Source organism: Nesterenkonia sp. F, assembly GCF_000220985.1.
Taxonomy (GTDB): Bacteria; Actinomycetota; Actinomycetes; order Actinomycetales; family Micrococcaceae; genus Nesterenkonia.
On sequence record NZ_AFRW01000085.1, the window covers coordinates 16,128 to 40,382 of the forward strand.

Consider the following 24,255-nt stretch of genomic DNA (forward strand, 5'->3'; position numbering starts at 1 on the left):
GGCGACTCCGCGAGACGACGACGGGGGCGGTCGCCGGCGGCGCCTCGCCGGGGACCGACGAACGTTCAGAACGGGGCCGGCTCCCGCTCTCCCGCCGGTGCGGCGTCCCAGGCCGAGGCCGCCGCGGAGTCGCCGGATGCCCCGTCGGCGCCGGTCCCGCCGACGGCGGCCGCCGTCCCCTCCCCGCTGTACTCGTCGCCGCCTTCGTCGACGGACTCCCCCGGCCCCTCGCCCGATCCTTGGGCGGCACCTCCTCGCACGCCCTCGCCGGGACCGGTGCCCAGTCGGACGAAGGAACCGGTGCCGAAGGTCAGGTCGTGGCCCACGCCGTCGGCGTCGATGTCCACTGCAGTTCCGCGCTGGCCGTGCTCGTTCTCCCAGCGGCGGACCTTGAGTCTGCCGGTGACGACGACGGGGTCGCCCTTGCCGAGCGTGGCATGGGCGTTCTGCGCCAGCGAGCGGAAACAGGCGACGCTGTACCAGTTGGTCTCCCCGTCCACCCAGGTCTGACGCTCGCGGTCGAAGCGGCGCGGCGTCGAGGCCAGCCGGAAGGTCGCGATCGGCAGTCCCCGATCAGTGGTGACCAGGCGGACGTCCCCGCCCAGGAAGCCGCGCACAGTGATGGTCTCGGTCATGATGGTGCTCCGTCCTCCACGGCCCGCTGCCCGTCTCAGGCGTTTCGGGCCGGTCGACGCCGGGCCGTGGTCGTCGCGTCGACCGTGCGGCCAGTCTGCTCGGCACGACACGCCTCCGGGAGCCCGGAGCACGCGTCTGTGGAGACGGCGGCGTGTCGCGTGCTCGGCGGCGTCGCCTGTGCAGGAGCCGAGCCGGTAGACTGTGGCGTCGAGCCGTCGCCCGCGACGGCCCGTCCCGCCTCGGTAGCTCAGGGGATAGAGCAGCGGCCTTCTAATCCGCCGGTCGGGGGTTCGAATCCCTCCCGAGGCACTTGACGCGTGTGCAGAGGATCCAGCTGACGGCCGTGATGGCGGCGGCCTCCGTGCTGTACCTGGCCCATTCCCTGCTGCGCTACGCCACCTTCTCCGCCAAAGGCTTCGACCTGGGCATCTTCGACCAGGCGGTGCGGCAGTACGCGCTGTTCAAGGCGCCCATCGTGCCGATCAAGGGTGAGGACTTCCATCTGCTGGGCGACCACTTCCACCCGGTGCTGGTGGTGCTGGCGCCGCTGTACTGGATCTGGGACGACCCGCGCATGCTGAACATCGCACTGATCCTCCTGCTCGTCTCCGCGGCGATCCCCACCTACCTGGTCGCCCGCGGCTGGTTCGGACACCGCACCGGCATGGTCGCCGTGGGCGCGCTGCTGCTGGGCTGGCCGTTCCAGGCCATCGTGAACTGGGACTTCCACGAGATCGCCGTCGGGGTGCCGTTGATCGCCTGGGTGATCTGGGCGATGGAGCGCGACCGGATCCGGCTGGTCGTCGGGCTCTCGGCCGCGCTGCTGCTGGTCCGCGAGGATATGGGCGTCACCCTGGTCGCGATCGCGCTGGTGCTCCTGCTGCGCCGTCGATGGACGGCCGCGGCGCTCACCGCGGGCCTCGGCGTCGCCGGCTACTGGTTCGCCACCGACGTGGTCATCCCGCATTTCTCCCCCAGCGGCGACTTCGGCTATTGGGAGTTCACCGCCCTGGGCGCCTCGGCCGGTGCGGCGGTGGTCTTCCTCCTCACCCAGCCCTGGAACGCGGCGGCGATCCTGGTCGACCATCCGTTGAAGATCGCGCTGTGGCTGCTGCACTTCGTGCCGCTGTGGCTGCTGCCGCTGGCCTCGCCCTATGCGATCGTCGGCGCCCCGATCCTGCTCTCCCGACTGTTCAACGACCGCCTCAATGTCTGGTCGCCGGTCTATCAGTACGACGCGATCCTCGCCCCGATCTTCCTGCTGGCCGCTCTGGACACCGTCCGCCGGATCCAGGCCTTCCGCGCCCGCCGCGCAGCCCCGGCCCGGACGGAGATTTCGGAGATTTCGGAGGCTTCGGAGATCCCCGAGCGCGACGCGCCGGCGACCACAGCGCGGCACCGCCGCTGGGCGACCGCCGTGCCGGCCACGGCGCTGGCCCTGTCGGTGGTCGGGACGCTGACCTTCCCGCAGGTCTTCCCCCTGCAGCGCACGGTGACCGCCTCCTGGTCCTTCGACGAACGCGTCGCCGCCCATCAGCGCGCCGTGGAGACGATCCCCGACGGGGTCTGCGTCGAGGCCGCCGACACCGCCGCACCGCATCTGGTCGACCGCACCCGCGTCGGGCTGAACGGCACCACCGACGAGGACCGGCTGAGCTGGCTGATCATCGACGACACCGTCTCCGAGCTCGGCGGCAACGATCCGCTCACCCCGGCCGAGGCCTTCGACCGCGCCGATCGTCTGGGCTTCGAGCCGGTCATCTCCGACGACGCCGGCCTGTGGGTGCTCCACCGGGAGGTCGACGACGCCGTGGACGCCTCCTGCGCGGAATACCTCCGCCGCTGAACGCCTTATGCCCTGAGCGGACGGGACGGCCGCGACACCGACGAGCCCCTCGGCAGGGTTCCCGATCCCGACCGTCCGGACCGCCCGACCGCCGCCGAGCCCGGAGGACCCGATGCCCGCCTCCCCCACCGCCGCCGCCCCGCCGCGGGTGGTCCTGGTCAGCCTGCACACCCATCCGCTGGATCAGGCGGGCACCGGCGACGCCGGCGGGATGAACGTCTACATCGATGCGCTCTCCCGGGCCCTGCAGGCATCTGGATATGCCGTCGACCTGGTCACCACCGCAGTCGTCGGCCGTCATTCCTCCCCCGACTCCCCCGGCGAGGACGACACGCTGGTCACGCTGCCCGACGGGCGCCGGCTGCATACCCTGACGGTCCCGCCGCAGGCGCGCGGGTCGAAGAACGACCTGGTCGACGCCGTCGACGAGCTGGGTGAGCGGGCGCTGACGAGCCTGTCAGCCGTCGCCGAGCGCGTGGACGTGGTCCACTCGCACTACTGGATCTCCGGCCTGGCCGGTCTGCTGCTGTCCGAGCGGCTCGACGCGCCGCTGGTCCACACCATGCACACCATGGCCGCGGTCAAGCACGAGCGCGATCCCGACGCCGCGGAGGACCCGCGCCGCCACGACGCCGAGGCGCGTATCGCCGCCGAGGCGCAGGCGGTGACCGCCAACACCGACGCCGAGGCCGCCGACCTGCGGCGCCTCTTCGCCGTCGACGACGCCCGCCTGCATCTGGTGCGTCCCGGCGTCGACCTCTCCATCTTCCACCCGCCGGCGGATCCGGATCCGCGCGCCGAGCTCGACGGTCGGCCGCTGCGGCTCACCTTCGCCGGCCGGCTGCAGCCGCACAAGGGGCCCCAGGTGGCGATCGAGGCGCTGGGGCTCTTCCACCGCCGCATGCCCGATGTCCCGGTGGAACTGATCATCGCCGGCGAGCAGAGCGGGGAATGTCGTGTCGACATCGCCGAGCTGGCCGCACGCCACGGCGTCGCCGAGCTGATCCGCCGGCGCCCGCCGCTGCCCCACGGCGAGCTCGCCGAGCTCTTCCGCGCCAGCGACGCGGTGCTGATGCCCTCCTGCAGCGAGTCCTTCGGGCTGGTCGCCCTGGAGGCGATGGCCTGCGGCACCCCGGTGCTCGCCCACGAGGTCGGCGGGCTGATGGAACTGGTGCAGCACCGCCGCACCGGGCGGCTCATCGGGAGCCTGGATCCGGACAGCTGGGCCGCGCAGATGCGCTGGCTGGTGCTCCACCGCCGGGCCTGGAGTCGCTACAGCGCCACAGCCGCGCGGCGGGCCCGCGAGCATTCCTGGGAGGCGACGACGGCGCCGGCCGCCGCGGCCCTCTACGAGCACCTGGCCGAAGCGCGAGTCGCGCACGTCTGACGCGAGCGTCCGGCGGGAAGAGGGGGACGGGTCGACCTGTACGCCGGATTCTGTGTCGTGCCGACTCGCGTCGGCGCGACGGCCATCATCCATCTGGGTCACGTGTCGCCACGCACCTCGAGCAGTCAACCCGGATGCCTCGGGCGGGCAGCCCTGATCGCGCATCCTGTTCGACCTTGCTCCGGATGGGGTTTGCCGAGCCGCGGCAGTCACCTGCCGCGCTGGTGGTCTCTTACACCACCGTTTCACCCTTGCCCGGCCGGCGTGAGCCGACCCGGCGGTCTGTTCTCTGTGGCACTGGCCTGCGGGTCTCCCCGAGTGGGCGTTACCCACCATCCTGCCCTGTGGAGTCCGGACGTTCCTCGACGCCGCAGTTATCCGCTCGTCACGTCCAGCGCGACAGCGGGGCCTTGCGACGGCGCGATGGCCCGGTCGACCCGTCCCGGGGATCCATCGTACGCCAGCGAGCAGCTCTGCGCCGATCCGCCTCCGGCCCGGGTGACGGGACTCTCAGCGGGCCAGAAGCAGGCGCGCCCCGTCCCCGAGAGCGGTGGCCAGCGCCGCGAGCATCCCGACGGCGGCCACGACGGAGACCGCCACGGCGACGATCCACTCGCGCGCCGAGCCCGAGCGCCCCAGCAGCGGCAGCGCCATCCGGCCTCCGCTGCTCCACAGCGCCCCGAGCACCGGCAGACGGCGGAATCCCCTCGGCGGGGTGAGCGCGACCGGCCAGAGCAGATTGCAGCCGCCGTCGGTGAGCATGTCGCCGGCGATGTGCACCGCCGCCCCCAGGCCGACGGCGAGGACGAACCACCAGCCCTGCTCCCCCAGCCCGACGGCGACGAGGCCGCCCAGCAGCAGGCCGAGAAGCCAGGGCGCCTTCCGGGCGGCCTCGGGCAGGAAGTGCAGGGTCTTCACCGCGAAGGAGGCCAGCACCACGGTCATCGCCCCCGCCCCGATCTGCAGCGTTCCGGCCTCGATCGTCACCGAGAGGCGGGAGAGCAGCCAGGCGACGAGCATGGAGACCGCCACCCCCAGCAGCGAATGAGTGCCGTTTCGGTGGCCGCCGGAGATCCGGCCGATCACCCGGCAGAGCCATTCCGAGACCGGCGGCAGCGAGTGCGCGATGGAGGCGTTGTGGTGATCGGCGTCCGGCAGCAGGGCCGCGCCGGCGGCGACGACGGCTCCGGCCAGCACGCCCAGGTCGGTGATGCCGTCGAGCAGGCCGAAGCCCAGCGGCAGCGTCTCGGGCAGACCCGCCGTCGCGGCCTGGAGGACGGGGATCTCCAGTTCGGCCGGCGGCCGGATCGGCACGTGATGGTCGGCGGCGATGAGCACCCAGCTCGCCGCCCCGCAGGCGGCATGGTGGGGCCCCATCATGAGCCTGCTCCTGTCCCTGGTGCTGGCCTCGTCGGCCCTGCTGCTGCCATGGTGATGCTCCTGTCTCCGACGTGCGGGCGCGGGGATCGCGACGGACCATCCCACCACGGGCCACTGACACAAGTGCTGACACAGGTGCTGACACGAGCGCTGACACGGGTGCTGACACGAGCGGCGCCGGGTCCGCCGTCACGACCGGCTCCTGCGCGCGCTAGGATGTCCCGGTGCTGATCCATCTCCCGCCCTCCGAAGGAAAGACCCCGCCGGCCGACGGCGGAGACGCCCTCGATCTCTCGGCGCTGACGCTGCCCGAGCTGGCGGAGCCCCGCCGTGAGGTCCTCGACGCGCTGGTGTCCGCCAGCTCCCGCGAGGACGCGCAGAAGGTCCTCAGAGTCGGAGCGAACGTCATGGGCGAGGTGACGGCCAACATGCGGCTGCTCGAGGCGCCGACCGCCCCCGCGCATCGGCTCTACACCGGGGTGCTCTATGACGCGCTCGACGCCGACACGCTCGACGAGGCCGCACGAGCCCGCGCCGAGGAGCAGGTGCTGATCTTCTCCGGGCTCTTCGGCGTGACCGGCTTCAGCGACCCGATCCCGGCCCACCGACTCTCGATGGGCGTCACGCTGGCTCCCGACGGGCACGGCCCGGGCCGACTGTCCACCTTCTGGAAGCAGGCCCTGGCCGACCCGCTCGACGCGCTGGTCGGCGACCAGCTCGTGGTCGACTGCCGCTCATCGGCCTATGCCGTCCATCGCGCGGCCCCGGAACAGACCCTGATGGTCAACAGCGTCACCGAGCGCGACGGCGAGCGGAAGGTGGTCACCCACTTCGCCAAGCACGCCCGCGGCACGCTCACCGGCATGCTGCTGCGCGCCGAGCGGCCGGCGGAGTCGATCGACGACGTCGCCGAGATCGCCGCCTCGGCCTGGGCGGTGGAGGTGCGCCCGGCGACCGGACGCACCCCGCATCAGCTGGATCTGATCAGTCGGGCATGACCGGCTGGGTATGACCAGCCGGACGCTCAGCCCGCCGGGCGGATCCGGCTGGCGGCCGGGTCCCACTCGACGCCGGCGGCCGAGGCGTCCATGGCCTCGTTGCTCAGCGCGTCGGCGTCCCCGTTCTCCTTCCGCGGGATCCAGGTGTAGCGCACCTGGGCCGACGGCAGGATCGCCGCGGCCTGGGCCGCCAGGCGCTTCATGTCCTCGTGCTTGATCCGCCAGCGCTTGCTCATCTGCTCGACGACGAGCTTGGAGTCCAGCCGCACGTCGACCTCGGCCTCCGGATCGATCTCGCGGGCCAGCGTCAGCCCGTCGATCAGGCCGGTGTACTCGGCCACGTTGTTGCTGGCCTTCCCCAGCGGAGTCGCGCGGGTCGCCAGCACGCGCCCGGAGGGGTCGCGCACCAGGGCGCCGGATCCGGCGATGCCGGGGTTGCCGCGGCTGCCGCCGTCGGCTTCGACGATCAATGTGGTCACAGTTCTCCTGTCGGGATGTCTGAGGATGGGGTGTCTGAAGATGGGGTGTCTCGGGACGGGGCGTCGCAGACAGCGGGTCCGAGCGGCGGTCGGCCGGAGCCGAGGGCTCGGAGGGGACGGGCTCAGCCGCCCGGAGTGAGCACGAAGTCCCACGGATCGGTGGTGATGCCGCTGACCACGACCTCGACATCGTAGCCGCGATCGGCCAGCGCCCGCTGCAGCGCCTGTGCGGCGGTGGGCAGCCAGAGCCACTCGCTGGCGAAGTGCGAGACGTCGATGAGATAGGGGCGCCCGTCACGCACCGCCTCGCGGGCCTCCGAGGCGGGATGGTGGCGCAGGTCGGCGGTGATGAAGACGTCGGCCCCGGCCTGCCGCGCCACGTCGAGCAGGCTGTCGCCGGCCCCGCCGCAGAGCGCGACGCGCTGCACGATGCCGTCCCGGTCCCCGGCCACGCGGACTCCCCCGGCGACCGCCGGCAGCAGGCCGAAGAGCCGGCCGGCCAGCTCGCCCAGCGTGGTGCCGACATCCAGCGTGCCGAGGCGACCCAGCCCTTCGTGGGGCAGCCCGTCCTCGGCGGGCTTCAGCGGCGTCGCGTCCTGCAGACCCAGCATGCCGGCCAGCACGTCGTTGACGCCTCCGACGGCGGAGTCGCCGTTGGTGTGCGCGGTGAGCAGCCCGCAGGAGGACTCGATGAGCCGGTGGACGATCTCGCCCTTGTATCCGGCCGCATCGACGCTGTGCACCCCGCGCAGCAGCAGCGGATGATGGGTGATCAGCAGATCGGCGCCGGCGTCGCAGGCCTCCTCGACGACGGCGCGCACCGGGTCGACGGCGAAGTGCACGGTGCGCACCGGTCGTTCCCGTCGACCGGCGACGAGTCCGACGGCGTCCCAGGGTTCGGCCAGACCGGAGGGCCAGAGCTCCTCGGCGAGGTCGACCACCTGCTGCAGCGTCGGGGCGGAGCCCGCCGAAGGCGTCGCGGGGTCCGGGGCCTGATCATCGGGCGTGGTGTCCATGCCCTCCGTTGTATCGCGTCGCGACGGCCCGACGCCCGGGACACGCTCGGGCTGCAGGCGGTCCCGGCCGCGGCGACCGGCTCCCGCGGCGTCGCCGGCCGGCGCGGCACGATGGACGCGTCGAGGAATGCCGCGGCGATCGGCACGGTTGGACCGGACATGAGTTCTCCCTCCGAGCCCGAGACCCCGACCGCCGAGCAGGCCGGGGCCGCACGCACTGTGGTCCTCGGCGCCGGCTGCTTCTGGTGCCTGGATTCGCTGGCCCGTCGGCTGCGCGGCGTCGTCCGCGTGCGCAGCGTCTACACCGGCGGCACCGGCCCGGCGACCTACGAGGCGGTGTGCACCGGCACCACCGGCCACGCCGAGGCGGTGGAGATCACCTTCGACCCTGCGGTGCTGCCCGTCGAGGTGGTCTACGACGTCTTCTTCTCCTCGCACGACCCGACGTCGCTGAACCGGCAGGGCTACGACGTCGGCACGCAGTACCGCTCGGCGATGTTCTACGCCGACGACGCCGAGCACGCCGAGATGCACGCGGCGATCGAACGCGCGCAGCAGTCCTACGACGCGCCGATCGTCACCACGCTGGAGCCGCTCGGCGCGGTCTTCGAGGCCGAGCCGGTCCACCAGGACTTCCACGCCCGCCGGCCCGACGTCGGATACTGCCGGGTCATCATCGATCCGAAGGTCGCCGCGCTGCGCCGGAATTACGCCCCGTGGCTGACGGAGCAGCCGGTCGGCTGAGGAGCCGATAGGCTGGCCCCGACCCGTGTCGGCGCCCGACGGCGCCACCGACGGCACGGCTGCTTCCCCGCCAGTCCCCGCAGAGACGCAGACACACCGCACGGAAGGGTTCGACTCCATCATGGCGATTCTCGACAACATCACCGAGGCCGTCGGCGGCACTCCGCTGGTCCGGCTCAACCGACTCGACGCCGACCTGCCCGGCGACGTCGCGGTCAAGCTCGAGTTCTACTCCCCGGCCAGCTCGGTCAAGGACCGGATCGGCACCGCCATCGTGGACGCCGCCGAGGAGGCCGGCGTGCTGAAGCCCGGCGGCACGATCGTCGAAGGCACCTCGGGCAACACCGGAATCGCCCTGGCGATGGTCGGCGCGGCCCGCGGCTACCGCGTGGTGCTGACCATGCCGGAGACGATGTCCACCGAGCGGCGCGTCATGCTGCGCGCCTACGGCGCCGAGATCGTGCTGACCCCGGGCGCCGACGGGATGCGCGGCGCGGTGGAGAAGGCCAAGGGCATCGTCGAGGAGACCGACAACGCCATCTGGGCCCGACAGTTCGCCAACGAGGCCAACCCGCAGGTCCACTACGACACCACCGGCGAGGAGATCTGGCGCGACACCGAGGGCGCGGTCGACATCCTCGTGGCCGGCATCGGCACCGGCGGCACGATCACCGGCGCCGGACGGAAGCTGCGCGAGCACAAGCCGGAGGTCGGCATCGTCGCCGTCGAGCCGGAAGACTCGCCGATCCTCTCCGGCGGCGCGGCCGGCCCGCACAAGATCCAGGGGCTGGGGCCGAACTTCGTCCCCGACATCCTCGACCGCGAGATCTACGACGAGGTGTTGACCGCCAACCTCGACAAGTCCGTGGAGACCGCCCGCGAGCTGGGCACCCGGGAGGGCATCCTCGGCGGCATCTCCACCGGCGCGAACATCGCGGCGGCCCTGGAGGTCGCCGGTCGCGAGGAGAACAGGGGCAAGCTGATCGTGACCGTCGCCTGCGACTTCGGCGAGAGGTACATCTCGACGCTGCTCTACGAGGACATCCGCGGCTGATCCTCCTGCACGTTCCCCGACGCGACCGCCGACCGAAAGGCATCGATCGACAGTGGGCATCCTGAAGCGCATGCGCGAGGACATCGACTCCGCGCGCGAGCATGACCCGGCCGCACGCAGCTCCACGGAGATCGTGCTGGTCTACTCCGGCCTCCACGCTATCTGGGCCCACCGCCTGGCGCACCGGATGTGGCGGCGCCGTCCGCTGAAGACACCGGCGCGTGCACTGTCCCAGGCGGTGCGCACGCTCACCGGGATCGAGATCCACCCCGGTGCGGAGATCGGCCGGCGATTCTTCATCGACCATGGCATGGGCGTGGTGATCGGCGAGACCGCCGAGATCGGCGACGACTGCATGCTCTACCAGGGGGTGACCCTCGGCGGGCGCTCTCTCGAGCAGGTCAAGCGTCACCCCACGCTGGGCCACGGCGTCGTCGTCGGCGCCGGTGCGAAGGTCCTCGGGCCGGTGGAGCTCGGCGAGGGATCCACCGTCGGAGCCAACGCCGTGGTCGTCAAGTCCGCGCCGCCGCACTCGATCCTCACCGGGATCCCCGCCCACGCGCGCAGCCGCACCGAGACGGAGCGGAAGCCGGCCGTGGATCCGGCCGAGTACGCCCTGGACCCGGCGCTGTTCATCTGAGGGTCCGCGGCGGGACGGCGCCGGCGCCCCCCTCGGCCGAGTCGACGCCGCGGCGTCGACATGACGGACATGACGAAGGGCCGGTCCCGGAGCAACCTCCGGGACCGGCCCTTCGTCATGGGCGAGGCTCAGCCTCGCTCGTCGCGCGGCAGGCTCAGGCCTCCACCTCGCTGCGGTCGCCGGACCAGAGCGTGTGGAAGGTGCCCTCGGCGTCGGTGCGCTGATAGGTGTGCGCGCCGAAGTAGTCCCGCAGCCCCTGGGTCAGCGCCGCCGGCAGACGGTCGCGGCGCAGGCTGTCGTAGTACGCCAGCGAGGAGGAGAAGACCGGGGCCGGCACGCCGTGCTCGGCGGCCGCGGCCACCACCCGGCGCCAGGCCGGCAGGCACTCGTTGATGGCCTCGGTGAACTCCTCGGCCAGCAGCAGGTTCTTCGGCAGGCTGGAGGGCTCGCCGTCGAAGGCCTTCATGATGGTGTCCAGCAGATCGGCGCGGATGATGCAGCCGGCGCGCCACAGTGAGGCGATCGCCTTCAGGTCCAGCTCCCAGCCGAACTCCTCGCCGGCGGCGACGAGCATGTCCATCCCCTGCGCGTAGGCGACCAGCTTGGAGGCGTAGAGCGCCTTGCGCACGTCCTCGACGAACTCCGGACCGAACTCCTCGTCGGCGGCGGTGGAGTCCACGCCGTCGCTGAAGACGCGGTTGGTCTCGGCGCGCAGCTCACGCTGCGAGGAGATCGAGCGGGCGAACACCGACTCGGCGATCGCTGTCACCGGAGAGCCGACCTCCAGCGCGGAGATCGCCGTCCAGCGGCCGGTGCCCTTCTGACCGGCGGAGTCGACGATGACGTCGACCAGCGGCCGGCCGGTGCGCTCGTCCTCCTGCTCGAGGACCTCGGCGGTGATCTCGATGAGGTAGGAGGCCAGGTCGGTGGTGTTCCACTCGCGGAAGACCTCGCCCTGCGCCGCCGGCTCCAGCCCGGCCAGGCTGCGCATCAGGTCGTGCGCCTCGCCGATGACCTGCATGTCGGCGTACTCGATGCCGTTGTGGACCATCTTCACGTAGTGACCGGCGCCGTCGGTGCCGACCCAGGTGCAGCAGGGCTCGCCGTTGTAGTCGGCGGCGATCTTCTCCAGCATCGGACCCAGAGTCTCATAGGACTCCGCCGAGCCGCCGGGCATGATCGACGGACCGTTGAGCGCGCCCTCCTCGCCGCCGGAGACGCCGACGCCGACGAAGTGCAGTCCCTGCTCGCGCAGCCGCTCCTCACGACGGCGGGTCTCCTCGAAGAACGAGTTGCCCGCGTCGATGACGATGTCGCCCTCGTCGAGCAGCGGCAGCAGATCGTCGATGACCGCATCGACCGGAGCGCCGGCCTTGACCATGATCAGCACACGGCGGGGCCGCTCGAGCGACTCGACCAGCTGGGCCAGCGACTCGGTGCGGACGAACTCGCCCTCGGAGCCGTGGGCCTCGAGAAGCGCATCGGTGCGCTCCACCGACCGGTTGTGCAGGGCCACGGTGTAGCCGTTCCGAGCCAGATTCCGTGCCAGGTTGGCCCCCATCACGGCCAGTCCGGTCACTCCGATGTCGGCGCTCATGCAGTCTCCTTGTTCGAGGTCTGTGTTCGAGGTCCATGCACGCCGTCGGTCGTCGTGCACGGTGCTCGACGCCGGTCGGCCGTGCCAGGCCGACGCGGCGCCGGTCAGTCGCTGAACATCCTAGTCCCGGCGGGTCACCGGGATGATGCGGTCTCCTCATTCCGCGCGGGGCGGATGGTGAGGCCGACGATCGGCATGGCGGAGCGACGCCGTCGCGGACCGCCCACGCCGGCGTCGAGCGTCTCCCACTCTATCCCGAGCGGGGCTCTTCGTGGGGCGGGCGTTGCGCCGGGCCCGACGTGCCCCGCCCCGGCACGGGGGCGAGCGTGCGGATCAGTCGCCGACCGCCTCGCGACCGCGGCGCACGATCAGCGGATCGGGCTCCCCGACGACTTCGTGGTCCTTGCCCTCGTACTCGAACTGGGACAGGAAGTAGCGCATGGCGTTGAGCCGGGCTCGCTTCTTGTCGTTGGACTTGATGGTGATCCACGGCGCGTGGTCCGTGTCGGTGCGCCGGAACATCTCCTCCTTGGCCTCGGTGTAGGCCTCCCAGCGGTCCAGCGACTCCAAGTCCATCGGAGAGAGCTTCCACTGCCGCACCGGGTCGATCTGGCGGATCGCGAAACGCGTGCGCTGCTCCTTCTGGGTCACCGAGAACCAGAACTTCGTCAGGTGGATCCCGGCGTCGACGAGCATCTGTTCGAACTGCGGCGCCTGGCGCATGAAGATCTCGTACTCGTCGTCGGAGCAGAAGCCCATCACCCGTTCGACGCCGGCCCGGTTGTACCAGGAGCGGTCGAAGAGGACCATCTCCCCGGCGGTGGGCAGGTGGTCGATGTAGCGCTGGAAGTACCACTGCCCCCGCTCGCGGTCCGACGGCTTGCTCAGCGCGACCACGCGGGCGGTGCGCGGGTTCAGGTGCTCGGTGAAGCGCTTGATGGTGCCGCCCTTGCCGGCGGCGTCGCGCCCCTCGAAGACGATCACGTGCTTCAGCCCGTAGTCCTCGGCCCAGTACTGGAACTTCAGCAGCTCCACCTGCAGGTGGTACTTCTCCAGCTCGTAGATGTCGCGGTCGAGGCGCTCGGCATAGGGATAGTTCTCCTGCCAGGTCTCGACGGCGTTGCCCTGCGGGTCGATGAGGTCGGGATCCGGCGTGTGGCCGTCCAGGACGCGGTAGCCGCCGTTGCGCAGGCGGTCGATGAACTCCCGCAGATTCTCCCGCGGCGCCTCGTCGAGGTCGTGCATATGGTTCCTCCGCCTCTCGTCTGCGCCAGGTGTGCTCGGCGCCGGACGCCGTGCGCTGTGCCCGGACATCTCACCAGGGATCTGTGAACGGACGATGAACTCGAGCGTCGTCGGGCCCGGCGTCGGGTCGACCGACGGACGGCCCGACGAGCATCCGTCTGCAGAGGCCAGCCTACGCCGGGCCGCCGACGCGGGGCACCGGACCGCGCCGAGGGGGCCACCACGTGAGACGAGCCCGCGCGGTCTCAGTCCGCGGTCAGGACGCCTGCGCCCCGGCCCCCGCTTCGCCCGCAGGGGGGGCGGCGTCAGAGCGCCTGCTCGCCCATCTGACCCGCCCGGGCCAGCGCCGTCAGCCGGGAGACGGCGCGATGGTACTTCTTCATGTAGCCGCCGGCCATCATCTCCTCGGTGAACAGCGCGTCGAAGGGCTTGCCGGAGGCGACGATCCGCACGTCCTGGTCGTAGAGCCGGTCGGCCAGCACCACGAAGCGCAGCGCCAGCGCCTGCGACTCGATGGTCTCGACGTCATGGAGCACCAGCACGTCGACGTCGGCGACCAGCTGGCGGTAGCGGCTCGGGTGCACGGCGGTGAGGTGCTCGGTCAGCGCGGCGAAGTCGTCGACGGCGATCCGCGACCCGGCGAACTCCCGGGCGGCGAAGTCCTCGACCTGATCGGCGGGCAGCGGATCGGGGGCCTGCGGGAGCCCGCGGTGCCGGTAGTCCTCGCCGTCGACGCGGACTGTGGCGAACTGGTCGGCCAGCACCTGGATCTCCCGCTGGAAGTCCGCGGCGGCGAAGCGCCCCTCGCCGAGCGATCCGGGCAGCGTGTTGGACGTCGCGGCCAGCTTGACCCCGGCGTCGGCGAGCTCGCGCATCAGCCGCGACATCAGCACGGTGTCGCCGGGGTCGTCGAGCTCGAACTCGTCGATGCAGACCAGCGCGTACTCGCTGAGCACGTCGACGGTGCGCCGAAAGGACAGGGCGCCGACCAGGTTGGTGTACTCCACGAAGGTGCCGAAGGCCTTCGGCCCCTCGGCCGCGTGATAGAGCGAGGCCAGCAGGTGGGTCTTGCCGACGCCGAAGCCGCCGTCCAGGTAGACCCCGGCGGACCGACGCGTCGTCGAGGCCGACCCGCCGCGGCCGAAGAGCCGGGAGAGCAGCCCGCCGCCGCCCCGTCGGCCGACGGTGGTCGCGAACGTCCGCAGCACCTCCACCGCCTCGGCCTGCGAGGGATGGTCGGGATCCGGGATGTAGGAGTCGAAGGAGACCTGCGAGAAGCGGAACGAGGGCGTCAGCCCCTCCAGCAGCTCCCCCACTCCGACCTGGGGCGTTCTCTGGCTCAGCGGTGCGACGTCGGACGGCATGCGCCCCATGCTACTGGGCGGCGCCCTCGACGATGACCTCCGATGACGAGGAGCGGCTCCCACCTGGAGGCGCCGCGGCGGACGGGGCTAGGCTGGAGATGTGTCCGCCGACCGCGCGCCGACCGCGCGCCGATCGCGGCGGCGGACCCTTCGAGCCTCCGATCGAAAGGCGATGCTCCATGACCGCCGAGAAGGACCATTCCCAGTACGCCCGTCCCGAGACGCTGGTGACCACCGAGTGGGTCGCCGCGCACAAGGACGACGCCGACGTCGTGGTGGTGGAGTCCGACGAGGACGTCCTGCTCTACGAGACCGGCCATATCCCGGGCGCGGTGAAGATCGACTGGCACACCGAGCTCAACGACCCGGTGACCCGCGACTTCCTCGACGGCGAGGCCTTCGCGGCCTTCGCCGCCTCCAAAGGCATCTCCCGGGACACCACGGTGGTCTTCTACGGAGACAAGTCGAACTGGTGGGCCGCCTATGCGCTGTGGGTCTTCACGCTCTTCGGCCATGACGACCTGCGGCTGATGGACGGCGGCCGGCAGAAGTGGACCGACGAGGGCCGTGAGATGACCACCGGGCGGCCGGAGATCGCCGCCGGCGACTACCCGGTGATCGAGCGCGACGACGCCACGCATCGGGCCTTCCGCGAGGACGTGCTCGCCCACCTCGGCAAGCCCCTGGTCGACGTCCGCTCCCCGCTGGAGTACTCCGGCGAGCGGACCCACATGGAGGGCTACGAGCAGGAGGGCGCCCTGCGCGGCGGGCACATCCCCACCGCCGCCTCCGTCCCCTGGGGCCGGGCAGTGGACTCCGACGGGACCTTCAAGTCCCGCGAGGAGCTCGAGGCCATCTACCGCGACGAGGCCGGCCTGGGCACCTCCGACGACGTCATCGCCTACTGCCGCATCGGCGAGCGGTCCTCGCACACCTGGTTCGTGCTGCAGCACCTGCTCGGCTACGAGCAGGTGCGCAACTACGACGGGTCCTGGACCGAGTGGGGCAATGCGGTCCGGCTGCCCATCGCCGCCGGCGAGGAGCCGGGTGAGGCCCGATGACCGCCGCGCAGCACTCTGATGCCGCCGGCGGGCCGGCCGCCGAGCCGGGGGCCGACCCCATGCCGGCGCCGCTCGCCGAGCTCGTCGAGGAGTTCCAGGCCGTCGAGGATCCGCAGAAGCTCGAGCTGCTGCTGGAGCTCTCGCGCGAGCTGCCGGAGCTGCCGGAGGAGTACGGCGACGGCTACGAGCAGATGGAGCAGGTCGTCGAGTGCCAGTCACCGCTGTACCTGACCCTGGAGTTGGACGACGGCGCCCGCACGGCCCGGCTGATCTTCGCCGCGCCGCAGGAGGCGCCGACCACCCGCGGCTTCGCCTCGATCCTTCACCAGGGGCTCGACGGGCTGACCTATGAGCAGATCCTGGCGACCCCCGACGACGTCGCGGCGCGCCTGGGGCTGGCCAGAGCCATCACCCCGCTGCGGCTGCGCGGCATGGAGGCGATGCTCGCCCGGGTGAAGCGCAACGTGCGCGAGCACGTCGCCGCGCTCGACGCCGGCTGAACCGCCGGCCGCCGGGGCGGCCGGCGGTTCAGCGCCCGGCCGGCTCGGTCGACTCCGCGGAGACTACCGTCGGCAGGGTGCCCGTGGATGCCAGGTGAGGCGGCGCGTCCGCGGTGAAGAGCGTCGTGGTCCACTCGGCGACCTTGCGCTCCCACCGTTCGGGGTCAGCGTTCCACTCCTTGATGTGCCGCGCCCGGGTGAAGGGCACGAAGCTCACCATCGGACTCCGTTCGGCCAGATCGCGGGAAGGGCCGTAGGGGACGACGTTGTCGTCGGCGCTGTGCAGGATGAGGGTGCGCACATGCAGCTCATCGGCCCGCGCCGTCCAGTTCAGCGCCTTCAAGTCCACCGGAGCCGCCAGTCCTGTCACACGCTTTCCCGAGGGGTTGGAGATGATCCACTGCCCCATCCGTCCCACGCGGTCGGGGATCCGGTTCTCCCGGGCCTGGTGGGCCAGCACGTCGATCCAGTCGACCACCGGGCCGGTGAGCACGAGTCCGCGGATCGCCGGCGCGAGTCGGGACCGGTCGGCCGTCTGCAGCGCGATCGCCCCGCCCATCGACCAGCCGAAGAGCAGCACGTCCTCGGCACCGTGGTCGAGAGCGTGCTGCACGGCCGCCTCGACGTCCTCCCACTCGGTGACGCCGAGACCGTAGCGGCCGTCCGCGGCGTCGGGCGCCTCGCCGTCGTTGCGATACGAGATCAGCAGCGAGTCGAGGCCCAGGCGGTCGGCCACCGCCAATCCCCGGATGCCCTCCGTGCGGCGTCCGCCGCGGCCATGGACCATGATCGCCCAGATCCCGCGCCCGGCGAGCACGCCGTCGGCGCGCTGCGGCGGCACGTGCCAGGCCGGGGCCGGCCCGTCGGGCAGCTCGACGACCACATCGCGGCTCGGGAAGCCCGCGCTGTCCGGATCCGGGTGGGTCACCGAGGTCCACCAGCCGCGGACCGCGCTGCGCAGGTCCCCGCGGTAGATCTCCTCCACCCGGCGGGTGATCGTCCCGTCGCGGGGCGAGAAGGCGGTGATCTCCCCGATCCGCGCGTGCGACTGCCCGCCGTGGAAGAACAGTCCGTAGGTGCCCTCGACGATGGTCTCCGGCGTCGCCGGCAGGACCACCTCGTCGCCTCGCGAGCCGCGCACCACCGCCAGGATCTCGAGGTCCTCGCGATGTTCGCGGACCGGAGTGACCACCATCCGCGCGAAGTAGCCGGCCAGCGCCGAGGCTCCGGCGGCCGCGGCCAGCCCGGCCCCGAGCCCCGCGCCGGCACTCAGCACTCCGGCGCGCACCCCGGGCGTGCGCGGTTCGCGCTCACGACGCACCCGTCTGATCACCGCCGACGCGCGGCGCCCGATCGGGCTCCGGACGGCCGGCGAGGTGCCGGCGGCGGGCCTGCGCGCCAGCCGGCCGACGCCGCGGCGCGCACGGCCGGCCTGCTCTCTGACGAGATCCACGGAGTCCGCGACGGACGACCGACGGTCACGCGATGCCATGGGCGGCGCCTCCAACGCTCTCTCGGCTGCGATGCTGGTTCCCCGGAATACTCCGAACCGGCTCGGAGCCGACTCCGGACCGGTGCCTGCGGCCGCATCCCCCGGCCGGCTCCCCGCTCAGCCTACGCGGCGGCGCCGACGAGTGGAATCCGATCCCGGCCCCGGGAAGCAATGCCGTCGACGGCGCGTTGACCCCGGATGCGGCCGCGTCGCGGCGGGTGCGCCCGCCCGCGGGGTCCGACATCCGAGCTGACAGCGGCGAGAGGGAGCGATGACGATGAGCGAGCAGCACGCACAGCACGAGCAGCAGGCGGCGACGCCGGAGCAGGACGCCTCCGCGGCGTTCACCCGTCGGCTCACCGATGAGCAGTGGCGCGAGCGGCTGACCGCCGAGGAGTACTACGTGCTGCGTCGCGGCGGCACTGAACGGGCCTACACCGGAGAATACTGGGACAGCACCGACGACGGCGTCTTCACCTGCCGCGCCTGCGGGGCCGAGCTGTTCTCCTCCGAGACCAAGTTCGATTCGCACTGCGGCTGGCCGAGCTTCTACGAGCCCTCCTCCGGGGCGAACGTCACCCACCTGCGCGACACCAGTCTGGGCATGGAACGGGTCGAGGTGCGCTGCGGCAGCTGCGACTCCCACCTGGGACACGTCTTCTCCGGCGAGGGATTCGACACCCCGACCGACCAGCGCTACTGCATCAATTCGCTGTCCATCCGGCTCCACTCGCCCGACGAGTGATCCCCGGCGCCGCCCGGGCCGCCAGCATCGCCGCCGGCCTCGCGCCTCGGCTCGTCGCCGACGGCTGGCGGGTGGTGACCAGCGACCTCGACGGGGGCGACTATCCCTGCGACCTCTCGACGCACTCGGGCCCGTCGGATCTCATCGACCGGGTGACGGCGGATCACGGTCCGCTCGACGGCCTCGTGCTGAGTCACGCCCACGAGGTCCAGACCGGCGTGCTGACCACCACCGCAGAGAGCTTCGACCAGCACATGACGGTGAATGCCCGGGCCAGCCTCCTCCTGGTCGCCGAGTTCGCTCGGCCCCCGGGGGGCGTCTCCGCCGATGTGATCGACCCCGGCTCCGTGGACACCGGCTGGATGGACCAGGAGCTGCGCGATGCGCTGGCGCCCCGTCATCCGCTCGGCCGCCTGGGGTCGCCGCGAGACATCGCCGCGGTGGTGTCGTTCCTCCTCTCGCCCGAAGGCCGGTGGATCTCCGGACAGCTCCTGGATGCCGACGGGGTTCTCCGCCGGCTGCTGAGCCGGGCCGCCGCAGGAACGCCGTCCAGCACGTCCAGGGCGCCGAACAGGCCGAAGGTCCAGAAGCCGACGATCATGGTCGAGGACGCGCCGACCACGAGGACGGCGTGCATGGGCATCGTCATGAGGCCCGTCCACCATCCCCGTCCGTGCCATGGCACGATCGACCGACGCCACGGCCGGAGCGAGATGAGCGCCCCCCCTCCGCGCGCGGAGTCCGGCCGTCCGGCGGCCCGCTGGGCAGTCCGGGCCCGGTGCGTCTAGGATCCAGAGCATGACCCCAGGACACGTTCCCGCCGACGGCCTCGCCGACGACGCGACTCCCGACGCCTCCTTCGCCTCCGACAATGTGGCCGGCGTCGCCCCCGAGATCCTCGAGTCCCTGGCCCGCCTCGGCGGCGGGACGGCCCTGCCCTACGGCGACGACCCCGTCACCGCCCAGCTCTCCGACGTCGTGAAGGCCGAGTTCGGCGCGCGGGCCGAGGTGCTGCCGGTGTTCAACGGCACGGGCGCCAACGTCGTCGCCCTGCAGGCGCTTCTCCCCCGATGGGGCGCGGCGATCTGCACCCGGCAGGCGCACATCAACACCGACGAGGGCGCGGCTCCCGAGCGCCTGGGATCGCTCAAGCTGCTGCCCCGCCCGACCATGGACGGCCGGCTCACCGTCGACGACGTCGAGGCCGAGCGGGGCGCGGCGGGCTTCGTCCACGCCGCCCAGCCGCTGGCCGTCTCGATGACCGAGTCCACCGAGGTGGGCACCGTCTACACGCCCGAGGAGATCGCCGCCGTCGCCGAGCGCGCGCATGCGGCCGGCATGGGCGTCCACGTCGACGGCGCCCGGCTCTCCAACGCCGCGGCCGCCCTCGGCGTCGAGTTGGGCGAGCTCACCGCCGAGGCCGGCGTCGACGTCGTCAGCCTGGGCGGGACGAAGAACGGCGCGATGGCCGCCGAGGCCGTGGTCGTGATCGATCCCGACCGGGTGGCCGGCGTCGACTACATCCGCAAATTCTCCATGCAGCTGGCCAGCAAGCAGCGCTACGTCTCCGCCCAGCTGCTGGAGCTCTTCGGCACCGACCTCTGGCGGCGGAACGCCGAGCGGGCCAACGCCCAGGCCGCGCAGCTGGGGCGCCGACTGGCCGAGATCGACGGTATCCGGCTCTCCCGCCCGACCGAGGTCAACGCCGTCTTCCCGGAGATCGACGCCGCGATCCTCGCCGAGCTGCGCCGACGCTACCTGGTCCACACCTGGGACGCCGCCGCCGACGGCACCCCGGTGGCGCGGCTGATGTGCTCCTTCGACACGCGCGACGCACAGATCGACGAACTCGTGGAGACCGCCCGACAGGCCTCCGCGGCGCGCCTGGCGCCGCGGAGCTGACCCCCTCCGTAGGGTGGTTCCGTGACGATTCTCGGCCCAGCGGGTTCCGGGACGGGCGCCGGCGACGGACATCCGGCGCGGCCCTCCCCTCCCGGCCTCGACGACCTCCCGGAGCCGTTCCGCACCGCTCTGGGGGATCTTCGGCGCGCCCGCACGCGCCGCGAGGCGCTGGTCGAGGAGATCCCCGCGCCGTCGCGCCTGGCGCCCTACGCCGTCGCGCTGCGCGCCGAGGTGCCCGATCCCGCGACGGCGCCCGACCATCCCTCGCCGAATCACCCGGCCCACGCCGCCCGGTCGTCGCGGAGCACGCGCGCCGGAGGCTCCGGGCCCGTCCCTGACGACGCCGAGCTGCTGGCCGCCGGCCGCTTCGTGCTGCTGCACGACCCCGCCGGCCACGAGACCTGGGACGGCACCTTCCGCGTGGTCATCTACATCCGTGCCGAGCTGGACGCCGAGATGGGCAACGATCCGCTGCTGGCCTCAGTGGCCTGGACCTGGCTGCGCGACTCGCTGGGCCAATACGGCGTCGAGCACCACAACGCCGGCGGCACCGCCACGCGGATCCTCTCGGAGAGCTTCGGCAGCCTGCAGGACCGCAGCCCCAGCAACACGGTGGAGCTGCGCGCCTCGTGGACGCCCACCGGCCGCCGCTTCGACGCCCACCTGGAGGCCTGGGCGGACATGGTCTGCTCCTTCGCCGGCCTGCCCGCCCTGCCCGACGGCGTCGTCGCCATGCCCCACCTCAGGAGGAACTGACGACTCGATGCCCGACCGCCCCACCGAGGATGCTGAGGATGCCGAGGACACGCTCCCGCCGCTGCTGACCGAGCCGGCCGAGGGTGTGCCCTTCGTCATAGACACAGACCGGGGCCTGCAGCGCTGCGCCGACGCTCTGGCGGCCGGCTCCGGCCCCGTGGCCGTCGACGCCGAGCGCGCCTCCGGATTCCGCTACGGCCAGCGAGCCTTCCTGGTCCAGCTCAAGCGCGCCGGCTCCGGACTCTGGCTGATCGACCCGGAGCCGTTCGACACGCTGGCGCCGATCCAGCAGGCGCTCGACGGTGCCGAGTGGATCCTGCACGCCGCCTCCCAGGACCTGCCCTGCCTGGCCGAGCTGGGGATGCACCCCCACCGGCTCTTCGACACCGAGCTGGCCGCCCGCATGGCGGGACTCCCGCGCGTGGGACTCGGCGCCGTCGTCGAGACGCTGTTGAACGTGCGGCTGGCCAAGGAGCACTCGGCCGCCGACTGGTCCCGCCGTCCGCTGCCGAAGGACTGGCTGCGCTACGCCGCCCTCGACGTCGAGCTGCTCGTCGAGCTGCGCACCGAGCTGACCCGGATGCTCGACGAGCAGGGAAAGCGCTCCTGGGCCGACGAGGAGTTCGAGCACCTGCGCACCCATCGCCCGCAGACGGTGCCGCGGAAGGATCGCTGGCGGAAGACCTCGGGCATCAACAAGATCAAGTCCCCGCGCCGGCTGGCGGTGCTCCGCGAGCTCTGGCGGGCGCGCGACCACCTGGCCGAGCGGCGCGACGTCTCCCCCGGCCACATCCTGCCCGACTCCGCACTGGTCGCCGCCGCGGCGGCGATGCCGCGCACGGTCCCCGACCTGCTGGCCACCCCGGGCTTCCACGGTCGGGCCGCCAAGCGCGAGGCCCCGCGCTGGCTGCGCGCGATCAGAGCCGGGAGCTCGTCCGAGGACCTGCCCGAGCTGCAGCGCCGCAGCGCCGGACCGCCGCCCCCGCGGGCCTGGAAGGACCGGAACCCGCTCGCCTATCGGCGCTACCGCACAGCCCGCGCCTGGCTGGCGGCCCGTGCCGAGGAGCTGGCGATGATGCCCGAGACCCTGCTGACCCCGGCGGTGCTCAAACAGCTCTGCTGGGAGCCGCCGGCGCAGATCGACCTCGACGCCGTCGCCGATCGCCTCGCCGAGCTCGGCGCCCGCAGCTGGCAGGTCGACCAGACCGCGGCCGTGGTCACCGTCGCACTGCTGGACCCGGATCCGCTCGAGGAGGTCTGAGGCGGCTGCGGGGACGCCGACCGGCCGGGCCGAGCCGGCCGCCGCCACCGACACGGCCGCTCGGAACATCGGGTGACAGACTGAGTTACCCGCCAGTAAGATGTGGGCCATGGCACATACTACGGATTTCTCCGGCTACCGCCCGCTGATCGAGGCCTTCGGCGACGAGGTCGTCACCCGCAGCCTCGCCGAGGACGTCGCCCTGCCCCACGACGCCGGCACCTTGGCGCTGATCCGCCTGGACAACGGTGAGCAGCGGCGCCCGTCCACGCTCGGCCCCCGCTCGCTCGTCGAGCTCGGCGAGACCATCGCCGCCCAGATCCCCCGGGCCGAATCCGGCGAGATCGTCGGACTGGCCGTGACCGGCACGGGGCCGCATCTCGCCGCCGGGGCAGACCTCGGTGCGGTGAACGCCATCGAGGACCGCAGCCTGGGACGGATGATGGCCGAGCTGGGCCATCAGGCCTACACCCTGCTGGAGGACTTCCCCGCGCCGACCTTCGCCTTCATCAACGGCACCGCCCTCGGCGGCGGTCTGGAGATCGCGCTGGCCGCCCACCACCGCACCGTCTCCGACGGCGCGAAGGGGCTCGGCCTGCCCGAGATCTTCCTCGGGCTGATCCCCGGCTGGGGCGGCATGCACCGTCTGCCGCGGATCGCCGGCCCGGAGAACGCCGCGACGGTGATCTTCACCAATGCGCTGGCCGAGAACCGAACGCTGCGCGGACCGGCCGCCCATCAGCTGGGGCTCGCCGACGCGCTGCTCGACGCCGAGGACTTCGAACGGCAGTCGCTGGACTTCGCGGCGCGGATCATCGCCGGCGACGAGGAGCTCGCCCGACAGGTCGAGGAGCACCGCGCGCACGCCGACGACTCCGAGGCCTGGCACCAGGCGCTGACCACGGCCCGGCGCGCGGTCGCGGCGAAGACCGGAGACTCGGCTCCGGCGCCGCTGCGGGCGCTGGAGCTCTTCGAGCAGGTGCCGCGGCGCGACCGCGACGCCGCGATCGAGGCCGAGTGCGAGGCGCTGGCCGATCTGATGGTCACCGACGAGTTCGCCGACACCGTCTACGCCTTCCTGGAGCTGGTCCAGAAGCGCGCGAAGCATCCCGCCGGCGTGCCGGGGACCGCTCCGCGCGAGGTGACCTCCGTCGGCGTCGTCGGTGCGGGACTGATGGCCACGCAGCTGGCGCTGCTCTTCGCAGAACGGCTGCAGGTGCCGGTGGTGCTCACCGACGTCGACGACGAGCGGGTCGCCCGGGGCCTGGATCGGATCCGCGCTGAGCTGGACCGCCGCGTGGAGCGCGGCCGCCTGGAGTCGTCGCAGGCGGAGGCCCTCCGCGGACTGCTCACCGGCGCGACGGACAAGTCCGTCTACGCCGACTGCGACCTGGTCATCGAGGCCGTCTTCGAGGAGACCTCGGTGAAGAAGCAGGTCTTCGCCGAGCTCGAGGAGATCGTCTCGGCCGAGACCGTGCTGGCCACCAACACCTCCTCGCTGTCCGTCAGCGCCATGGCCGAGGACCTGCGGCATCCCGAGCGGGTGATCGGGTTCCACTTCTTCAACCCGGTCGCGAAGATGCCGCTGATCGAGATCGCCCGCACCCCGCGCACCGCCGACGAGCCGATCGCGACGGCCTTCGCCCTGGCGGCTCGGCTGGGCAAGTCCCCGGTGCTGACCCGCGACACCACGGCCTTCGTGGTCAATCGCGTGCTGCTGCGGCTGATGTCCGAGGTCCAGCGCGCGTTCGACGAGGGCACCGACGCCGAGACCGCCGACACGGCCCTGCGGCCGCTGGGGCTGCCGATGTCGCCCTTCGATCTGCTGGCGATGGTCGGACTGCCGGTGGCCCAGCACGTCACCGAGTCGCTGCACGCGTCCTTCGGCGACCGCTTCCACGTCTCGGCGAACCTGCAGCGCCTCATCGACCACGGCGTGACCGAGATCTGGGCGGCCGACGACGGCGGCTCCCGCCCCATCCCGGAGGAGACCGCCGCGCTGCTCGAGCAGGGCGACGCGCCGCGGACCGCCGAGCAGCTGCTGCGCGACGTCGAGGACGCCCTCGCCGAGGAGATCGCCCTGATGCTGGAGGAGGACGTGGTCGGCTCGCCGCAGGACATCGACCTGTGCATGATCCTCGGTGCAGGCTGG

22 protein-coding genes, 1 tRNA gene and 1 other RNA gene are annotated in these 24,255 nt (G+C 72.2%); 15 read left to right on the plus strand and 9 right to left on the minus strand.

All coding sequences use genetic code 11. The annotated features are described in order from the left end of the window. Nucleotides 1–65: 65 nt before the first annotated feature. The gene (locus GU5_RS16320; protein WP_010524865.1) at nucleotides 66–635 is read right to left on the minus strand and encodes a single-stranded DNA-binding protein; all 570 of its coding nucleotides are present in this window, start codon (nucleotides 633–635) and stop codon (nucleotides 66–68) included. Nucleotides 636–872: 237 nt separating this feature from the next. Between GU5_RS16320 and GU5_RS0106990 the strand changes: the two genes are divergently transcribed. From GU5_RS0106990 to GU5_RS0107000, 3 genes are all read left to right on the plus strand, one after another. Continuing rightward, nucleotides 873–945 (plus strand) — tRNA-Arg (locus GU5_RS0106990). Nucleotides 946–955: 10 nt separating this feature from the next. After that, nucleotides 956–2,482, plus strand: coding sequence for a DUF2079 domain-containing protein (locus GU5_RS0106995; protein WP_237704689.1), 1,527 nt, complete (start codon nucleotides 956–958; stop codon nucleotides 2,480–2,482). 112 nt (nucleotides 2,483–2,594) lie between these two features. Next, nucleotides 2,595–3,869, plus strand: coding sequence for a glycosyltransferase (locus tag GU5_RS0107000; RefSeq protein WP_010524867.1), 1,275 nt, complete (start codon nucleotides 2,595–2,597; stop codon nucleotides 3,867–3,869). A 23-nt stretch (nucleotides 3,870–3,892) separates the two neighbouring features. Here the strand turns inward: GU5_RS0107000 and rnpB are convergent. Together rnpB and GU5_RS0107005 are read right to left on the minus strand one after the other, a co-directional pair. After that, nucleotides 3,893–4,309, minus strand: an RNA gene (gene rnpB, locus GU5_RS16330) — RNase P RNA component class A. A gap of 70 nt (nucleotides 4,310–4,379) precedes the next feature. Then, the gene (locus GU5_RS0107005) at nucleotides 4,380–5,249 is read right to left on the minus strand and encodes a metal-dependent hydrolase (protein WP_010524868.1); all 870 of its coding nucleotides are present in this window, start codon (nucleotides 5,247–5,249) and stop codon (nucleotides 4,380–4,382) included. Nucleotides 5,250–5,473: 224 nt separating this feature from the next. Between GU5_RS0107005 and GU5_RS0107010 the strand changes: the two genes are divergently transcribed. Continuing rightward, nucleotides 5,474–6,247 carry a YaaA family protein gene (locus GU5_RS0107010; protein WP_010524869.1) on the plus strand — a complete coding sequence of 258 codons (774 nt, stop codon included), beginning with the start codon at nucleotides 5,474–5,476 and terminating at the stop codon, nucleotides 6,245–6,247. A gap of 26 nt (nucleotides 6,248–6,273) precedes the next feature. Here GU5_RS0107010 and GU5_RS0107015 read toward each other — a convergent pair whose 3' ends face one another. Together GU5_RS0107015 and GU5_RS0107020 are read right to left on the minus strand one after the other, a co-directional pair. Next, entirely contained in the window at nucleotides 6,274–6,726 is a 453-nt protein-coding gene (locus GU5_RS0107015) for a reverse transcriptase-like protein (RefSeq protein ID WP_139084361.1), read from the minus strand. Between the two features lie 122 nt (nucleotides 6,727–6,848). Then, the gene (locus GU5_RS0107020) at nucleotides 6,849–7,742 is read right to left on the minus strand and encodes a Nif3-like dinuclear metal center hexameric protein (RefSeq protein ID WP_010524871.1); all 894 of its coding nucleotides are present in this window, start codon (nucleotides 7,740–7,742) and stop codon (nucleotides 6,849–6,851) included. Between the two features lie 159 nt (nucleotides 7,743–7,901). Here GU5_RS0107020 and msrA point away from each other — a divergent pair, with 159 nt between their 5' ends. From msrA to epsC, 3 genes are all read left to right on the plus strand, one after another. Next, complete coding sequence (gene msrA / locus GU5_RS0107025; protein ID WP_010524872.1) at nucleotides 7,902–8,486, plus strand: peptide-methionine (S)-S-oxide reductase MsrA; 585 nt, start codon at nucleotides 7,902–7,904, stop codon at nucleotides 8,484–8,486. 121 nt (nucleotides 8,487–8,607) lie between these two features. Continuing rightward, complete coding sequence (gene cysK / locus GU5_RS0107030) at nucleotides 8,608–9,540, plus strand: cysteine synthase A (RefSeq protein ID WP_010524873.1); 933 nt, start codon at nucleotides 8,608–8,610, stop codon at nucleotides 9,538–9,540. A gap of 52 nt (nucleotides 9,541–9,592) precedes the next feature. Next, a complete protein-coding gene (gene epsC / locus GU5_RS0107035; protein WP_010524874.1) occupies nucleotides 9,593–10,180 on the plus strand; it encodes a serine O-acetyltransferase EpsC in 588 nt (195 codons plus the stop codon). Between the two features lie 154 nt (nucleotides 10,181–10,334). On the opposite strand, the gene gndA is transcribed toward epsC, so the two are convergent. The 3 genes from gndA to zapE all read right to left on the minus strand — a co-directional run bounded on the left by gndA (nucleotide 10,335) and on the right by zapE (nucleotide 14,386). Beyond that, nucleotides 10,335–11,777, minus strand: coding sequence for an NADP-dependent phosphogluconate dehydrogenase (gndA, locus tag GU5_RS0107040; RefSeq protein ID WP_010524875.1), 1,443 nt, complete (start codon nucleotides 11,775–11,777; stop codon nucleotides 10,335–10,337). A gap of 333 nt (nucleotides 11,778–12,110) precedes the next feature. After that, nucleotides 12,111–13,022 (minus strand): polyphosphate kinase 2, encoded by a 912-nt coding sequence (gene ppk2, locus GU5_RS0107045; RefSeq protein ID WP_010524876.1) that lies wholly within the window; start codon nucleotides 13,020–13,022, stop codon nucleotides 12,111–12,113. 305 nt (nucleotides 13,023–13,327) lie between these two features. Then, on the minus strand, nucleotides 13,328–14,386 hold the full coding sequence (gene zapE / locus GU5_RS0107050; RefSeq protein ID WP_033227978.1) for a cell division protein ZapE: 1,059 nt from the start codon (nucleotides 14,384–14,386) through the stop codon (nucleotides 13,328–13,330). Nucleotides 14,387–14,565: 179 nt separating this feature from the next. Here zapE and GU5_RS0107055 point away from each other — a divergent pair, with 179 nt between their 5' ends. Next, nucleotides 14,566–15,447: a sulfurtransferase gene (locus tag GU5_RS0107055; protein WP_010524878.1), complete on the plus strand. Its 882-nt coding sequence runs from the start codon at nucleotides 14,566–14,568 to the stop codon at nucleotides 15,445–15,447. A 59-nt stretch (nucleotides 15,448–15,506) separates the two neighbouring features. Beyond that, nucleotides 15,507–15,947: a SufE family protein gene (locus GU5_RS0107060; protein WP_029514098.1), complete on the plus strand. Its 441-nt coding sequence runs from the start codon at nucleotides 15,507–15,509 to the stop codon at nucleotides 15,945–15,947. A 28-nt stretch (nucleotides 15,948–15,975) separates the two neighbouring features. On the opposite strand, the gene GU5_RS0107065 is transcribed toward GU5_RS0107060, so the two are convergent. Continuing rightward, nucleotides 15,976–17,400 (minus strand): S9 family peptidase, encoded by a 1,425-nt coding sequence (locus GU5_RS0107065; protein ID WP_237704686.1) that lies wholly within the window; start codon nucleotides 17,398–17,400, stop codon nucleotides 15,976–15,978. 310 nt (nucleotides 17,401–17,710) lie between these two features. Between GU5_RS0107065 and msrB the strand changes: the two genes are divergently transcribed. The 6 genes from msrB to GU5_RS0107095 all read left to right on the plus strand — a co-directional run. Next, nucleotides 17,711–18,184 carry a peptide-methionine (R)-S-oxide reductase MsrB gene (gene msrB, locus GU5_RS0107070; RefSeq protein ID WP_010524881.1) on the plus strand — a complete coding sequence of 158 codons (474 nt, stop codon included), beginning with the start codon at nucleotides 17,711–17,713 and terminating at the stop codon, nucleotides 18,182–18,184. Continuing rightward, complete coding sequence (locus tag GU5_RS17875; RefSeq protein ID WP_010524882.1) at nucleotides 18,181–18,972, plus strand: SDR family oxidoreductase; 792 nt, start codon at nucleotides 18,181–18,183, stop codon at nucleotides 18,970–18,972. The genes msrB and GU5_RS17875 overlap by 4 nt, the downstream gene beginning before the upstream one ends. A 10-nt stretch (nucleotides 18,973–18,982) precedes the next feature. Further along, on the plus strand, nucleotides 18,983–20,086 hold the full coding sequence (locus tag GU5_RS0107080; RefSeq protein ID WP_010524883.1) for a low specificity L-threonine aldolase: 1,104 nt from the start codon (nucleotides 18,983–18,985) through the stop codon (nucleotides 20,084–20,086). A 21-nt stretch (nucleotides 20,087–20,107) separates the two neighbouring features. Further along, nucleotides 20,108–20,842, plus strand: coding sequence for a DUF3000 domain-containing protein (locus GU5_RS0107085; RefSeq protein ID WP_010524884.1), 735 nt, complete (start codon nucleotides 20,108–20,110; stop codon nucleotides 20,840–20,842). 7 nt (nucleotides 20,843–20,849) lie between these two features. After that, nucleotides 20,850–22,103: a ribonuclease D gene (locus GU5_RS0107090; RefSeq protein WP_010524885.1), complete on the plus strand. Its 1,254-nt coding sequence runs from the start codon at nucleotides 20,850–20,852 to the stop codon at nucleotides 22,101–22,103. Nucleotides 22,104–22,212: 109 nt separating this feature from the next. Further along, nucleotides 22,213–24,255: 3-hydroxyacyl-CoA dehydrogenase NAD-binding domain-containing protein (locus GU5_RS0107095; RefSeq protein ID WP_010524886.1), on the plus strand; the 2,043-nt coding region annotated here is incomplete at its 3' end.

What these genes read in the sequence shown, in the direction of transcription:
- msrB (WP_010524881.1), top strand. Translation starts at nt 17,711, where the DNA reads ATGACGATGAGCGAGCAGCACGCACAGCACGAGCAGCAGGCGGCGACG.
- GU5_RS0107020 (WP_010524871.1), bottom strand. Translation starts at nt 7,742, where the DNA reads ATGGACACCACGCCCGATGATCAGGCCCCGGACCCCGCGACGCCTTCG.
- GU5_RS0107090 (WP_010524885.1), top strand. Translation starts at nt 20,850, where the DNA reads ATGCCCGACCGCCCCACCGAGGATGCTGAGGATGCCGAGGACACGCTC.
- msrA (WP_010524872.1), top strand. Translation starts at nt 7,902, where the DNA reads ATGAGTTCTCCCTCCGAGCCCGAGACCCCGACCGCCGAGCAGGCCGGG.
- GU5_RS16320 (WP_010524865.1), bottom strand. Translation starts at nt 635, where the DNA reads ATGACCGAGACCATCACTGTGCGCGGCTTCCTGGGCGGGGACGTCCGC.
- zapE (WP_033227978.1), bottom strand. Translation starts at nt 14,386, where the DNA reads ATGCCGTCCGACGTCGCACCGCTGAGCCAGAGAACGCCCCAGGTCGGA.
- cysK (WP_010524873.1), top strand. Translation starts at nt 8,608, where the DNA reads ATGGCGATTCTCGACAACATCACCGAGGCCGTCGGCGGCACTCCGCTG.
- GU5_RS0107060 (WP_029514098.1), top strand. Translation starts at nt 15,507, where the DNA reads ATGCCGGCGCCGCTCGCCGAGCTCGTCGAGGAGTTCCAGGCCGTCGAG.
- GU5_RS0107005 (WP_010524868.1), bottom strand. Translation starts at nt 5,249, where the DNA reads ATGATGGGGCCCCACCATGCCGCCTGCGGGGCGGCGAGCTGGGTGCTC.
- GU5_RS0107000 (WP_010524867.1), top strand. Translation starts at nt 2,595, where the DNA reads ATGCCCGCCTCCCCCACCGCCGCCGCCCCGCCGCGGGTGGTCCTGGTC.
- GU5_RS0107055 (WP_010524878.1), top strand. Translation starts at nt 14,566, where the DNA reads ATGACCGCCGAGAAGGACCATTCCCAGTACGCCCGTCCCGAGACGCTG.
- GU5_RS0107080 (WP_010524883.1), top strand. Translation starts at nt 18,983, where the DNA reads ATGACCCCAGGACACGTTCCCGCCGACGGCCTCGCCGACGACGCGACT.
- gndA (WP_010524875.1), bottom strand. Translation starts at nt 11,777, where the DNA reads ATGAGCGCCGACATCGGAGTGACCGGACTGGCCGTGATGGGGGCCAAC.
- ppk2 (WP_010524876.1), bottom strand. Translation starts at nt 13,022, where the DNA reads ATGCACGACCTCGACGAGGCGCCGCGGGAGAATCTGCGGGAGTTCATC.